We start from the raw sequence: 13890 nt of genomic DNA on the forward strand, positions 1-13890 counted from the left end.
GCATGAACTTCGCGCTGTCCGAGGATCAGGAGCTCATCAGGTCATCGGTGGCGGAGTTGGCGGCCAAGTTCGACGACCACTACTGGATGGAGAAGGACCAGGCGCACGAATTCCCCCAGGAGTTCTACGACGCCATCGCCAAGGGCGGCTGGCTCGGTATGACCATCCCGGAGGAGTACGGCGGCCACGGTCTGGGCATCACCGAGGCGACGCTGTTGCTCGAGGAGGTGGCCCGGTCCGGGGCGGCGATGAACGGCGCCAGCGCCATTCACCTGTCGATCTTCGGCATGCAACCGGTCGTCAAGCACGGCTCGGAGGAGATGAAGCAAGAGACGCTGCCGCGCATCGTCAACGGCGACCTGCACGTCTGCTTCGGTGTCACCGAACCCGGTGCCGGGCTGGATACCTCACGCATCACGACGTTCGCGAAGCGCGAAGGCGACAAGTACCGCATCAACGGCCGAAAAGTGTGGATCTCCAAAGCCATCGAGTCGGAGAAGATCCTGCTGCTGACCCGGACCACGCCGTACGACCAGGTCACCAAGAAGACCGACGGCATGACGCTGTTCCTGACCGACCTCGACCGCAATCACGTGGACATCCGGCCGATCCGCAAGATGGGCCGCAACGCCGTCAGCTCCAACGAGGTCTTCATCGACGACCTCATGGTGCCCGAGGCCCATCGGGTCGGTGAGGAAGGCCAAGGATTCAAGTACATCCTCGACGGGCTCAACCCGGAGCGGATGCTCATCGCTGCTGAGGCTTTGGGCATCGGGCGGGTCGCGCTGGAAAAGGCCGTCAAATACGGCAACGAGCGCACCGTGTTCAACCGCCCCATCGGCATGAATCAGGGCCTGCAGTTCCCGCTGGCCGATTCGCTGGCCCGGCTCGACGCGGCCGAGCTGATCCTGCGCAAGGCAACGTGGCTCTACGACAACGGCAAACCCTGTGGGCGCGAGGCCAATACCGCGAAATATCTCTGTGCCGACGCGGGATTCGCCGCGGCCGACAGGGCCCTGCAATTGCACGGCGGTATGGGCTATTCCGAGGAGTATCACGTGTCGCGGTACTTCCGAGAGTCGCGCCTGATGAAGATCGCGCCGGTGAGCCAGGAGATGATCCTGAACTTCCTGGGCGAACACGTGCTCGGCCTTCCCCGCAGTTATTGAGACGGAGTGTTACTGATGCGGACGTATTTCGACCTGACCGGCCGCTCGGCGCTGGTCACCGGTGCTGCCGGGGGAATCGGCACGGCGGTGGCCGGCGCCTTGGCCGCCGCGGGTGCCGCCGTGCTGGTCACCGATCTGGACAAAGACGCGGCAGCGGCTGTGGCGGAACGTATTTCGGAAGCCGGTGGGCGCGCCGAGTCCGCCGCACTCGACGTGGCGGACCGTGGCTCGGCGGATACCGCCGCCGCGCAGGCGGCGGCACTGGGTGATGGAAAGCTGCACATCCTGATCAACAACGCGGGCGTCACCAAGCCCGCGATGTTCGAGAAGACGACGCAGGACGCGTTCCGGTTGCTGTTCGACATCCACGTGATGGGCGCGTTCAACGTCACGCAGGCCGCGCTGCCCTACCTGCCGGCGGACGGTACCGGGCGCATCGTCAACGTCACGTCGGCGGCCGGGCTGACCGGAACCCTCGGCCAGGTCAACTATTCGGCGGCCAAGGCCGGCATCATCGGTTTCACCAAATCGCTTGCGCGCGAACTGGCGACGAAGAGCATCACGGTCAACGCGCTGGCCCCGCTGGCAGCCACGCCGATGACCGAGACCATCCGCACCAACGAGAAGTTCGCGGCGAACATGATGAACCGCATCCCGATGAAGCGCTGGGCCGATCCCGACGAGGTCGCCGGTGCGTTCGTCTTCATGGCCTCGGATGCCGCGTCGTACATCACCGGCCAGGTGCTGCCGGTGGACGGCGGAATGGTCATGTGAGCGCACCACTTTCGGGCGTGACGGTGATCGCCCTCGAACAGGCCGTGTCGGCGCCGATGTGCACCCGAACGCTTGCCGACTTCGGTGCGCGGGTGATCAAGGTGGAGAACCCGAACGGCGGGGATTTCGCCCGCGACTACGACGACGTCGTCAATGGTCAAGCGGCGCACTTCGTCTGGGCGAATCGCGGCAAGGAATCGGTGACGCTCGATCTGAAGACGGATGACGGCCTGGCTGTGCTGCACCGGCTCTTGGACCGCGCCGACGTCCTGGTGTCGAATCTGGCGCCGGGAGCGACGGCCCGACTGGGTATTTCACCCGCCGCCCTCGCGCAGTCGCATCCCGACGTGATCGCCGTCGAGATCGATGGTTACGGGTCCGGCGGGCCGCTGTCCCACAAGCGAGCCTATGACCTGCTGGTGCAAGCCGAATCGGGGACCTGCGCGATCACCGGACAGCCCGGAGCACCGGCCAAGCCCGGCCCGCCCGTCGCGGACATCTCGTCGGGGCTGTACTCGGCGCTTTCGATTCTGGCCCTGCTGTTCTCGCGGGACGGGCGGTCGCGCCGCGGCGCGACCGTGAACGTGAGCCTGTTCGACACCATGGCCGAGCTGATGGGGTATCCGCTGACCTATACCCAGCATTCCGGCATCGACCAGCAGCCCCTGGGTATGAGCTCGCCCGCGGTGTCGCCGTACGGGGCCTTCGGCACGGCCGACGGCCAGACCGTGGTGCTGGGCACCACCAACGACCGCGAGTGGCAGCGCCTGGCGCGCGACATCATCGCGCGCCCCGATCTCGCCGACGACACGAGGTTCGCCACCAACTCCGGCCGATGTGAACACCGCGATGTGCTGAACGAAGCGATCGGATCATGGTGCGCCGCCAACGATCTGGCCGACATCCAGAAGGTCGCCGACGACGCCGGCATCGGCAACTCCCGCTACAACCTGCCCAGCGAGGTGCTGGTGCACCCGCAACTGTCGGAACGCGACCGCTGGCGCCGGGTCGACACACCGGCGGGCCCGATCGAAGCCATCTTGCCGCCGCCCATCATCGACGGCTTCGAGTTCTCGATGGGTGCGGTGCCCGGTCTCGGGCAGCACACCGAGGCCATCCTGGCCGAATTCGGCTACACCGGCGAGGAGATCGCCGGCATGCACGCGCGCGGTGTCATCTGATGAGTGTGCTGCTGCGCGAAGACCGTGACGGTGTCCGCACGCTGACGCTGAACCGTCCGGAACGCAAGAACGCCATCAACCCGGAACTGTGGGTGCGCTTGGCCGAGGAGTTACATGCCGCGGACCGCGATCCCGGGCTGCGGGCGCTGGTACTCGCCGGTGCCGGGGGAGCCTTCTGCTCAGGGGCGGACATCTCCGAGCCCGAGGACATCCATCCGCTGCGCAAACTGCAGAAGCTCACCGATGTCGCGGTCGCGCTGCACGAGCTGTCGTTGCCCACCATCGCCAAGGTGACGGGCGTCGCCGTCGGCGCGGGGTGGAACCTGGCACTCGGCTGCGACTTCGTTGTCGCGACCCCGGAATCGCGCTTCTCTCAGATCTTTTCGAAGCGCGGCCTGTCACTGGATCTCGGCGGCTCGTGGCTGCTACCCAAGATCGTCGGGCTGCAACAGGCGAAAAGGCTTGCGCTGCTGGCCGAGACCATCGACGCCGACGAGGCCCAGGCGCTCAATCTGGTGACGTGGGTGGTGTCCGGGGCGGAGATCGACGGATTCGTCGATGACCTCGCGGCACGGTTGGCGGCGGGCCCGCCGGTCGCGCTCGGCCAGGCCAAAGCGTTGTTGAACCAGGGCGCCGATGCCACGATGCGGGAAGCGCTGGCCAACGAATCCCGCGCGCAGGCGGTCAATTTCGCCACCACTGATGCTGCGACGGCATATGCGGCCTTTGCCGCGAAACACGAACCGACGTTCACCGGCCGATGGGCCGTGCCCAGATTGGAGTCCTGATGCGCCGCGACCTGTTCACCGAAGACCACGAGGCCTTCCGGAAGTTGGTCCGCGACTTCGTCGCCAAGGAGGTCGAGCCGTACTTCGCCGATTGGGAGAAGGCCGGCCAGATGCCGCGTTCGATCTTCGAGCAGATGGGCGCGTTGGGCATGCTCGGGATGGCGATTCCGGAGGAGTACGGCGGTTCCGGACTGCCGGACTATCGCTACAACGTGGTGCTGCAAGAAGAGGCGGCGCGCGCCCTGGTGACGCTGTCGACGGTCCGCACGCAGCTCGACGTGATCCTGCCGTACTTCCTGCACTATGCCAACGACGAACAGCGTGCCCGCTGGTTTCCCGGGCTCGCTGCCGGCACGCTGCTGACGGCCATCGCGATGACCGAGCCGGGGACGGGCTCCGACCTCGCCGGCGTGCGCACCACCGCGGTCCGCGACGGCGACAGCTATGTCCTCAACGGTGCCAAGACCTTCATCACGGGCGGGCTGCTGGCCGACCTGGTGATCGTGGTGGCCCGCACGTCGACCGATCCGGAGAACCGCCGGCGCGGCCTGTCTCTCGTCGTCGTGGAGGACGGTATGCCGGGATTCGAGAAGGGCCGGGTTCTGGACAAGATGGGCTGCAAGGAGCAGGACACCGTCGAACTCGCCTTCACCGATGTGCGGGTGCCCGCCGCGAATCTGCTGGGGGAGGAGGGCGAGGCGTTCGGCTATCTCGGCCACAACCTGCCGCAGGAGCGGATGACCGTCGCGGTCGGGTCCGTGTGCCAGGCACGCGCGGCGGTGGCGACGACCATCGATTACGTCAAGGAGCGCAAGGCATTCGGGACGCCGGTCGCATCGTTCCAGAACACCAAGTTCGAACTCGCCGCCATGTCGGCCGAGATCGAGGCGGCCCAGACCATGGTCGACAAGGCCGTCGTCGAGCTGAACGCGGGTGAGTTGTCCGGCGCTGACGCGGCGCGCGTGAAGCTGTTCTGCACCGAGGTCCAGGCTCGCGTGGTCGACCGCTGTGTCCAGTTGTTCGGCGGCTACGGCTACATGCTCGAGTACCCGATCACGCGGCTCTACATGAACGCCCGCGTGGCCCGGATCTACGCGGGTACGAGCGAGGTCATGAAGCTGATCATCGCCAAATCGCTGGGTCTGTAGACAACGCGGTGAACAAATCTCGGTGAGACCCTTGTCACACCGGCCAAACCAACCTACTGTGTGTTCACTAGGTTGGTTCGGTCGAAGGGAGTGGGCGTGACGGAGCCCCGGCCTTACGCCGCACTCTTCGCCAAGGGTGACGATCGTAAGGCTCGGATCCTCGAGGTCGCGCAACGCCTGCTTGCCCGAAATGGCTGGCGCAGTACCTCTTTGGCGCAGATCGCCCGCGAGGCGGGAGTAACGCCGGCGGGCCTGCTGCATCACTTCGAATCCAAGGAGCAACTGCTGCATGCAGTGCTCGACGCCCGCGATGCCGACGACGACGCCCATGCCGACCGCAGTGGCGACCTGATCGAAGAGCTCATGACGGTACCCGAGCGGTTCGAGCGATCGCCCGAACTTGTGGGCACGTTCGCCGTGCTGCTGATCGAAAACATCCTGCCCGACGCCCCGCTGCACGACCGCATGCTGCTGCGCTACCAGTCCGCGCTGAGAATCCTCGGCGACGGCATCCGGGAAGCCCAGGAAGCGGGCCGATATCGCAGCGACATGGACCCCGCCATCAAGGCGGTACAGATTTTGGCCTTTGTCAACGGAATGGAGACATTGTGGTTGCTCGATCCTTCGATGCCCGTGACGGACGTGTTCAAGGACTACGTCGAGTCATTACGCCGGGAGCTCGCCCCGACAGTCCCCTGACGCGCTACCGCCTCGACGTCGTCGCCGCCACGGTCGCAGAGGCCGTCGAGAATGCCGGCGGCTGGCTGTTCGACCGGGTGACGGCGGGCTGGGATGTCACCGTGCTGATCGCTGACGCCGACGAGGACGACCGCCCGCTGCAGATCCTGGGCGTCCACGCCCAGGACCTCGAGTCGGCATTGGTGGAGGCCAGGAGCCGGCCGCACCCGCAGACGGTGGCCGTCGCGGCGCACCTGTTCGACACTGACGCCCGGGTCCGCGGAGGCGTGCTGGCGGCGCTGGCGGCCGGCCAGACCGAGGTGACGCTGTGGGGCGAGAGCTGTCCGGCGGAGTTGCACGGCATCGGCGCCGTCCACCATGAATTGAGCGCTGCAGCACGGGCATTCAAGTCGCAGGCGCTGGCCGCCTGCGGCGTTCCGCAGGCGGTGAACTCTGTCGAGACTTTCCGCATCGGCATGATGGCCTCGGTCGCCGCCGACCTGGTCCCGGCGAGCTAACCGACGTCGATGAGGACCTTGCCGACGGCCTTGCCGTCGGCAACCAGGCGGAGGGCCTGCGCAGTGTCCTCGAGTCGGTAGACGGCGCCGACGTGGGGCACCACCTGGCCGCCGGGCAGTAGTTCGGCGAGTTCCGTTCGGTTGCGGTCGAATTCGTCGGCTGGAATGTCGCGGAGCTGGAACCCGATGACATGTGCGCCCTTGATGAGGACGAGGTTCAGCGGGATGCGGGGGATGACGCCCGAGGCGAAGCCGACGGTGACGAAGCGCCCGCCGGGCCGCAGGGACCGCAGCGCCGGTTCGGAGGCGTCGCCACCAACCGGGTCGATGACCGCGTGCGCTCCATCGGGGACGACGTCGCGCAGGGCGCCACGCAGGTCGGGGCAACGGTGGTTCACGAGGTGGGCGGCGCCGTATGACGCTGCGGTGGAGAGCTTTTCCTCCGACGATGCCACGGCGGTGACCGTCGCACCCAGCAGGACACCCAGTTGCACCGACGCCAACCCGACGCCGCCGCCGGCGCCCAGCACCACCAGGTTTTGGCCGGGGCCGACCTGCGCCGCCGACCGCAACGCGTGGTAGGCGGTGCCGTGGGCGACGCCGTATGCGGCGGCCGTCCGGTCGTCGACGCCGTCGGGGATTCGGGTCAGGCCGTGGATGGGCGCCACCACCTCCTCGGCGAACGCGCCGTACAGCGCCGCGCCGGACACCCTGTCACCCACCGCGAAACCGGCTGCGGCATCGGCGACTTCGGTGACGACGCCGGCGAACTCACTACCGGGCACGAATGGCACGGGCACACTCACCTGATATCGATCGGCGATGAACAGCACGTCGGGAAAGTTCACCGCGGCGACGTGCACCCGGACCCGGACCTGTCCCGCGGACAGCGTGGGCGGCGGCACGTCGTCGATCCGGACCACTTCCGGCGGGCCGTATTCGGGGCAGACGACGGCCTTCACCGGTAGTCGCTGGACTCGGCGAGCTCGGCCGCTTCCCGCATCAGGGCGGTGATCACGGGCCCGTAGGCAAGCAGCTTTTCGTTGTCGCCGGCCCGCTGGAAGCCCTGCTCCAGCACGATCGCCAGCTTCCACTTGGCCAGCACCAGGTAGTAGTCCAAATCGTCCACCTGGCGCCCGGACACCTTGGCGTAGTGGTCGACGACAGCTGTACGCGAGGGCATTCCACGCATGTCGACGTAGTTCATTCCGGTGGAATCCGTGGCTTCTCCAACTTCTGCTCCTCGCGTGTTCTCCGGCCAGCTCTGCACCATCCAGCCCAGATCGAGCTTGGGGTCGCCGACGGTGCCCATCTCCCAGTCGACGATCGCGGCCATGGTCGCCGGTGCGCCGTGCCGGTACATCACGTTGGCGAACTGGTAGTCGCCGTGCATCAGCCCGGGGATGAAGTCGAGCGGCCGGTGGTTGCGCAGCCATTCGGTGGTGACGTCCAGGCCGTCTATCTCGCGGCCTTTGATGCGCTCGAAGAACGAAATCCACCGATCGACCTGGCGTTCGTGGAACCCATCGGGTCGGCCGAGATCGTGCAGTCCCTTGGCTTTCCAGTCGACCTTCGACAGTAGCGCGATGCCCTCGGCCAGCTGATACGACAAACCCGCGCGGGCTTCGATGTCCTCACCGAACGGGTCGGGCCAGACGCCGTGCCGGTCCATGGGTGACCAACCGTCGACGTACCCCATCAGGTAGAACGGCCGGCCGAGCACCGACGCGTCCTCACACACTCCGACCGCGGCGGTGTGCGGCACATCGGTCCCATCGAGGGCTTCGATGATGCGCCATTCGCGCAGGATGCCCTTGTCGCGGTCGGCGGGCGCCTCCGATGGCGGCATGCGGAGCACACACGTGTGGTCGCCGCGGGTGATCCGGTAGATGACGTTCTGGGTGCCGCCGGACAGGTAGTCGGCTTGGAGGGGTTCGCCGGCGCCGGGTAGTTCCGACCGGTCCAGCCAATCGGCAAGGCGCGCAACGTCGATCACAAATACCCCACTCATCCGCCCTTGTGACGCGAGAGCGTCCTCTCAGTCATAGCGCACCCGGGGCGAAATGTTAAGTACTTGAGATCTGTGGCCTCAACCGCGTGCCGGCTTCGGTGCGGCCAGTTCACGCAGGGACGACAGGAACAATTCGTCCATGCGTGGGCTCAACTCGGCGAGCGTGCCGGAGCCGGCATAACTGGCGGACCCGAAGACGCGCTCGAGCGCTTCGGTCTCGCTGGCACCGCCGATCGAAAGGCACAGGCAGGCAACGCCGTCCATGCGCAGCTCTTCCAGCGCCTTGTGAGCGTCGGCTTCGGCGTAGCGGCCTTCATATCCGTCGTCGTACGGGAAGCCGTCGGACAATACAAGGAGCAGCCGATTGGGTGTGCCGGCCTGCTCCTTGAGGATCTCACCCGCACCGCGGATGGCGGCCCCGAGCCGGGTATAGCCGGATGGCTCAAGCTGATTCAGTCGCGCTCGCCCCACCGCGCCGAACCGCTGGCCGAACGGCTTGATGGCGGGCAGGTGGACGGCATGACGGCCCTGTGACCGGAAGCCGTAGACGGCGACGCGGTCGCCGAGCTCTTCGAGGACGGCGGCCATGGTGGCGGCCGCGCGGCGCTGGTGCTCATGGACGGCGAGACCGTCGGCGTCGGTTTCGGTGGCCGAGCCCGAGGCGTCGACGAGGATGAGCACGCCCAGATTACGAGAGAGCTTGCGCTGCTCCAGATAGACGTGCTCGGGCGGCGAGAAACCGGAGCGCAGGTCGACGAACAGATCGATCAGCGCTTCGATGTCCAGCTCGTCGCCATCGGCCCGGCCGCGAAGAACTTTGGGACCGAGCCCGATTCGCGACAAGCGCCGTCGCAGGACATCGTCGTGCGGCACGCCCGCCGCGGAAACGTCGGCGGCGGCGGTGAGCGGAAAATCGATGACCCGGCACCAATCCTCCTTGTATCGGCCCCCGAAGACGTCCCACTCGGGGTACAGGGCGCCGCCGACGCCCAGCGTGGCACCCGGACGGCGGTCGTCGGTGAACCGGATTTGGGTGGGCAGGGGCCGCGCGTCGGGACCAACCTTGGCCACGCGCCGCACGCTCCCGATCTGCATCTCGGCCCCGGCGGCGTCCTCGCCCTTCGACTTCGAACTGCCGAACAGCTTGGAGAGGAAGTCGGATACCGTCCGGGAACCGACCACGGGCGCTTCGAAGAGCTTGAGGATCTTGCTGTCCTCGGATTCCCCGTCGTCGTCCTCGTCGTCGAGTTCCTCGTGCACATCCGGAACCTCGAACTTCAGTTGGAGGTCCTGGTCGGTGGGCCGCGCGCCCGGACTCGCCGGCGCGGCCAGCAGCCGAGAGGGCTTGATGACGCCGAACCAGTCCGGTGCATCGTCGACAGCCCTGCGGCCCTTCGCGATTCGCAGCGATTCGTCGGCGTCGGCGGTGCTCGGCTCGCCGACATCGAGCTCAGCGGCCAGGGGGAGCTCGCGGGCCAGGTACGCGATGACCCGACGGCCCTCCAATGCCAGGTAGCGGCGTGCCACCGCGGTGCGGCCCCGCAAGCCCTTCATCCGGGGTGCATCGAGGCTGCCCGCGCCCAGCAGGGCGCTCTGCACCAGTACCGCGTTGCGCTGTTGTGCCACCGGCACGGCCGAGACGTAGATGACATGGCCGTCGGTCCACGCGGCGTCGCCCGCCCGGGCCTCGGCGATGTCGACCGGCCGGCCTGCGACATGGGTCGCGAGGAGCCGAAACCGCTCCGGCCCGGCGGAATCGGTCACGACCGCGGGAGGACGGCGTCCGCGAGCTCGCCCAGCGCGCGGACGATGTCGTGATCGTCGGAGAGCACCTTGACGACAGCAGACTGCACGGCGCTGCGGATGCTCAGTCCTTCGGCGACGAGTTCGCCGGCAAGGATCAGCATGCGGGTGGATGCCACTTCACGAAGCGGTGAGCCATCGAGGTTGCGGATCGCGTTGCCGAATTTGACCAAGCTGCGGGCGGTTTCGGTATCGATGCCGGCCTCGTGCATCACGATTTCCGTCTCGGCCGCGGCCGGTGGGAAGTCGAGTTCGATGGCGACGAACCGCTGCCGCGTGGATTCCTTGATGTTCTTCAGGACGCTCTGATAGCCGGGGTTGTAGGAGATGACGAGCTGGAAACCCGGTGCTGCGGGCAACGTGACGCCGAGGCGGTCGACAGGCAACTCCCGCCGGTGGTCGGCCAGGGGGTGGATGACGACGGTGGTGTCCTGACGTGCCTCCACGATCTCGTCGAGGTAGCAGATGGCGCCCTCGCGCACCGCACGCGTCAAAGGTCCGTCCACCCAGACGGTTTCACCGCCCTTCAGCAGGAATCGGCCGACGAGGTCCGCAGACGTCATGTCCTCATGGCCGGCGACGGTGATGAGGTCGCGCCCGAGTTCGTGTGCCATCGCCTCGACGAAGCGCGTCTTTCCGCACCCCGTCGGGCCTTTCAGCAGTACCGGCAGACCCCGGCGGGCTGCCGCGTGGAAGACCTCCACCTCGTCGCCGACGGCGCGGTAGAAGGGTGCGCTCGGCACCGGTCTGACAGCTGCGGAAGTGTGGTTCAACACGTCATTTGCCCTTCTCGACAGGAACGACTTTCGGAATGGTGACGCCGTCCGGCGTCACCAACTGGCCGTGGATGTTGACGTAGCTCGAGTTCTGCAGCGGGATCGGGATCGAGGGGTCGGGACAGGCCCGGTCGGTGCCGTCGCCGCACACCCCCATCAAGAAGTACGAGCGCTTCAGCAGATCCTCGGGCCACGGGTCCTGGTGCATGGCGAACCATTGGGCGGGCAGGTTGTACAGCACGAAGAAGAACGCGCTGCAGGCCGCGAAGATCGCCAGGAAACGCGTGATCTGTTGTGTGACAAAGCCACCGCGGACGGTGTCGAGCCCGCGCTCGACGAAGGTGCGGCCGCGGTCGTCGGTGAAGTAGCGCAGGCAGCACAGGCCCGCCTGCACGCCGCCCCACATCAGCCCCTCATAGATCGGCCACTGGTAGTAGGTCCCGGGATTGACCGACAGGGCCCTGATGGCGCCGGGATAGGTGAACAGCCCCATCGGCATGAGGAACAGGCCCTCGATGACGAAGTCGAAGAAGAATGTCCACACGATGACGACGCCGATGAGGCCGAGGGTGTTGATGGTGGGCCACTTCGCCTTTGCCTTGCGCATCACCCAGCAGCCCAGCATCGTGCACAGCAGGACGAAGCAGTAGCCGGGTGCATTCATCAGGAACGGTTCGGCCATCATGCGGCCGGGCTCGCCGAACGACATCCAGCCGGGGACGTCCTGCACCCACGAGCCGCGGTTCCACATCCAGGTGTTGTAGGTGCTCCAGGTGTTGACGTAGTTCAGCAGCGGGTCCTGGAAGAACAACAGGCCGCACGCGATCAACAGCATGCCGTCGAGGGTGATGCGCCGCTCGCGCCGCCAGGGCCGGATGATGAACCACCACAACGCAACTGGCAGCCCAACGATGATCACGCCGGTCCAGGTGAACAGGATGGCCTTCATGTACGTCGGTGGATCGCTCGGACCGGCGGGAACCCGCTCGAAGTTCGGTCCCGTCACCCAGCGGGTCCAGACGTAGAGCTGGAATACCAGGATCGCGCCACCGACCGCGGCCCAGATGCGTACGGGCGTGATCCGCGACGGCGCGGCCAGTGCTGCTCCGCTGAGCGGTTCGGTGACAACCGCCTTCTTCTGCGACAGGTCACTCATGCGGCGTCACTTACCGACCTGTACGGGAGCGTCTTTGGGCATCTCCTTGCCCGGCGGCAGCACGAGCTTGCCGTCGACATCGATATAGCCGGAGCGCTTGGTCGGTATGGGCAGCACTGGGTTCGGGCACGGCGTGTGTTCGTCGCAGACGCTCTGGCTGAAGTACGAGCGCTTCTGGACGTCCTCGGGCCACGGGTCGGCGTGGAGGCCGAACCACTGCGCGGGGACGTTGTAGAAGAAGAAGAACGCGCCGCTGCAGGCGGCGAAGATCGCCAGGAACCGGACCAGTTGCTGCCGGAAGACGCCGCCGCGGACGTGGTCGAGTCCACGTTCGACGACGGTGCGGCCGCGGTCGTCGGTGAAGAACCGCAGACAGCACAGCGCGGTCATGACGGCGCCCCACATCAGCCCTTCATAGACGGGCCATTGGTAGTAGGTGCCGGCGTTGAACGACACCGATCGAATCGCGCCGGGATATACGAAGAGGCCGATCGGCAACAGGATCAGCGCTTCCATGACGAAATCGAAGAAGAAGCAGAAAACGTATGTCGCCAGGACCAATCGGAAATTGCTGATATCCGGCCGACGCTGCTTGATCTTCTTCATTGCCCAGCAGCCGACCATCACCGTCGCCAGCACCAGGCCGTAGCCGGGCATGTTGATGGGGAGCGGTTCGCCGACTTGATGCCCTGGTGATTCCGGCGAGATCCAGCTGGGGATGTTCGACGTCCAGGAGCCCCGGTTCCAGAGCCACATGTTGTAGGTGCACCAGGTGTTGGAGTAGTTCAGCAGCGGGTCCTGGAAGAAGAAGAGGGCACACGACACGAAGAGCATGCCGTCGAGCGTGATGCGCCGCTCGCGGAGCCACGGCCTGATGAGGAACCACCACACGGCGGCGGGGAAGCCCACCACCATGAAGGCGCAGTTCACCATCAGCATGGTCTTCATGAACGTGGGCGGGTCGGTGGGACCGGCCGGTACCCGGACGAAATACGGCCCGGTGACCCAACGGGTCCAGACGTAGATCTGGAACAGCAGCAGGGCGCCGCCGAAGAACGCCCAGATCTTGACGGGAGTCGACGGGGCTTGGCTGCCACCGAGATTCGCGGTTCCGCCCAGCGACTCGGTAACAGTGGATTTCTTGCTCAGCATTTCACTCACGAGGCCTCCTCGAGTTCGTGTTGTCTCGAAGATACCCATCGGTATCTCAGTTTCCAAGGGGAATCTTGGATTCTGTGGCAGAATTTTTCCATGGTGGAGCGTTGGACGCGGGAGCGGCGACTGGAACACACGCGTTCGCTGCTGCTGGATGCAGCTGAGGATGTCTTCGCTGAAAAGGGCTTCACGCCAGCGACTCTCGACGAGATCGCATCCGTCGCCGGCTACACCAAGGGCGCCATCTACAAGCATTTCGCCACCAAGGAAGACCTGTTCCTCGCGGTCAATGACCGCTACTGGCGCCAGTACTTCGACAAATTCACCGAAGTGATGTCGCGGTCGGAGCGCGTCGGGTCGCATGAGCGGGATGAGATCGCCGAGCGCTGGCTCGAGCTGAGTCGTGGCCGCGGCGCCGAACACGCTGCGCTGGGTTACGAGTTCACGCTCTATCTGCTGCGCAACCCTGAAGTGCGAGACCGTGTGGCGGCCAGGCGATCCGAGGTCGTCGAGGCATTGGCGGGTTTCATCGTCGAGGGCGTCGACCGGCTGGGCGGGACGCTGCTGATACCCGCGTCGACGTTCGCGCAGATTCTGCTGGCCACCAGCGATGCCATCGTCTTGAGCAATGAGCTCGACGGCGTCGACCTGTTCCGGCCGGTCGTCGACATGTACGTCTCGGCGATCAAGTTCGCCTGAAGAACCCCGGCGACATGAATATCAACTACTTGTC

At 66.1% G+C, this 13890-nt stretch carries 13 protein-coding genes and 1 pseudogene; 8 read left to right on the forward strand and 6 right to left on the reverse strand.

Translation table 11 applies throughout. The features are described 5' to 3' along the window. The first annotated feature begins 2 nt into the window (after positions 1-2). From BR47_RS0111605 to BR47_RS0111635, 7 genes are all read left to right on the forward strand, one after another. Positions 3-1169, forward strand: coding sequence for an acyl-CoA dehydrogenase family protein (locus tag BR47_RS0111605; RefSeq protein WP_020102606.1), 1167 nt, complete (start codon positions 3-5; stop codon positions 1167-1169). A 15-nt stretch (positions 1170-1184) separates the two neighbouring features. Then, positions 1185-1943 (forward strand): SDR family NAD(P)-dependent oxidoreductase, encoded by a 759-nt coding sequence (locus tag BR47_RS0111610; protein ID WP_029119616.1) that lies wholly within the window; start codon positions 1185-1187, stop codon positions 1941-1943. Continuing rightward, complete coding sequence (locus BR47_RS0111615; protein ID WP_029119617.1) at positions 1940-3124, forward strand: CaiB/BaiF CoA transferase family protein; 1185 nt, start codon at positions 1940-1942, stop codon at positions 3122-3124. The genes BR47_RS0111610 and BR47_RS0111615 overlap by 4 nt, the downstream gene beginning before the upstream one ends. Continuing rightward, complete coding sequence (locus BR47_RS0111620; RefSeq protein ID WP_029119618.1) at positions 3124-3912, forward strand: enoyl-CoA hydratase/isomerase family protein; 789 nt, start codon at positions 3124-3126, stop codon at positions 3910-3912. The genes BR47_RS0111615 and BR47_RS0111620 overlap by 1 nt, the downstream gene beginning before the upstream one ends. Then, positions 3912-5060 carry an acyl-CoA dehydrogenase family protein gene (locus tag BR47_RS0111625; protein ID WP_029119619.1) on the forward strand — a complete coding sequence of 383 codons (1149 nt, stop codon included), beginning with the start codon at positions 3912-3914 and terminating at the stop codon, positions 5058-5060. The genes BR47_RS0111620 and BR47_RS0111625 overlap by 1 nt, the downstream gene beginning before the upstream one ends. A 96-nt stretch (positions 5061-5156) precedes the next feature. After that, positions 5157-5759, forward strand: coding sequence for a TetR/AcrR family transcriptional regulator (locus tag BR47_RS0111630; protein ID WP_029119620.1), 603 nt, complete (start codon positions 5157-5159; stop codon positions 5757-5759). Beyond that, positions 5756-6256, forward strand: a complete 501-nt coding sequence (locus tag BR47_RS0111635) for a hypothetical protein (RefSeq protein WP_029119621.1) — start codon at positions 5756-5758, stop codon at positions 6254-6256. Before BR47_RS0111630 ends, BR47_RS0111635 begins: the two co-directional genes overlap by 4 nt. Here the strand turns inward: BR47_RS0111635 and BR47_RS0111640 are convergent. From BR47_RS0111640 to BR47_RS0111665, 6 genes and pseudogenes are all read right to left on the reverse strand, one after another. After that, on the reverse strand, positions 6253-7218 hold the full coding sequence (locus tag BR47_RS0111640) for an NADPH:quinone oxidoreductase family protein (RefSeq protein WP_029119622.1): 966 nt from the start codon (positions 7216-7218) through the stop codon (positions 6253-6255). The genes BR47_RS0111635 and BR47_RS0111640 overlap by 4 nt on opposite strands. After that, entirely contained in the window at positions 7215-8267 is a 1053-nt protein-coding gene (locus BR47_RS0111645; protein ID WP_029119623.1) for a phosphotransferase family protein, read from the reverse strand. Before BR47_RS0111645 ends, BR47_RS0111640 begins: the two co-directional genes overlap by 4 nt. 78 nt (positions 8268-8345) lie before the next feature. Beyond that, positions 8346-10019 (reverse strand): annotated as a pseudogene (locus BR47_RS0111650) (nitric oxide reductase activation protein NorD); the annotation flags it as partial. An 8-nt stretch (positions 10020-10027) separates the two neighbouring features. After that, entirely contained in the window at positions 10028-10846 is an 819-nt protein-coding gene (locus tag BR47_RS0111655) for a CbbQ/NirQ/NorQ/GpvN family protein (RefSeq protein ID WP_029119625.1), read from the reverse strand. A gap of 1 nt (position 10847) precedes the next feature. After that, positions 10848-12002, reverse strand: coding sequence for a spirocyclase AveC family protein (locus tag BR47_RS0111660; protein WP_029119626.1), 1155 nt, complete (start codon positions 12000-12002; stop codon positions 10848-10850). A gap of 6 nt (positions 12003-12008) precedes the next feature. Then, positions 12009-13163: a spirocyclase AveC family protein gene (locus tag BR47_RS0111665; protein WP_029119627.1), complete on the reverse strand. Its 1155-nt coding sequence runs from the start codon at positions 13161-13163 to the stop codon at positions 12009-12011. 90 nt (positions 13164-13253) lie between these two features. On the opposite strand from BR47_RS0111665, the gene BR47_RS0111670 reads away from it, so the two are divergent. Further along, positions 13254-13856 (forward strand): TetR/AcrR family transcriptional regulator, encoded by a 603-nt coding sequence (locus BR47_RS0111670; RefSeq protein ID WP_029119628.1) that lies wholly within the window; start codon positions 13254-13256, stop codon positions 13854-13856. Positions 13857-13890: the final 34 nt, after the last annotated feature.

The organism is Mycobacterium sp. UNC410CL29Cvi84 (assembly GCF_000686745.1).
Taxonomy (GTDB): Bacteria; Actinomycetota; Actinomycetes; order Mycobacteriales; family Mycobacteriaceae; genus Mycobacterium; species Mycobacterium mucogenicum_B.

Coding starts and splice junctions, on each gene's coding strand:
- BR47_RS0111670 (WP_029119628.1), top strand. CDS start 13,254: ATGGTGGAGCGTTGGACGCGGGAGCGGCGACTGGAACACACGCGTTCG.
- BR47_RS0111620 (WP_029119618.1), top strand. CDS start 3,124: ATGAGTGTGCTGCTGCGCGAAGACCGTGACGGTGTCCGCACGCTGACG.
- BR47_RS0111610 (WP_029119616.1), top strand. CDS start 1,185: ATGCGGACGTATTTCGACCTGACCGGCCGCTCGGCGCTGGTCACCGGT.
- BR47_RS0111605 (WP_020102606.1), top strand. CDS start 3: ATGAACTTCGCGCTGTCCGAGGATCAGGAGCTCATCAGGTCATCGGTG.
- BR47_RS0111625 (WP_029119619.1), top strand. CDS start 3,912: ATGCGCCGCGACCTGTTCACCGAAGACCACGAGGCCTTCCGGAAGTTG.
- BR47_RS0111660 (WP_029119626.1), bottom strand. CDS start 12,002: ATGAGTGACCTGTCGCAGAAGAAGGCGGTTGTCACCGAACCGCTCAGC.
- BR47_RS0111645 (WP_029119623.1), bottom strand. CDS start 8,267: ATGAGTGGGGTATTTGTGATCGACGTTGCGCGCCTTGCCGATTGGCTG.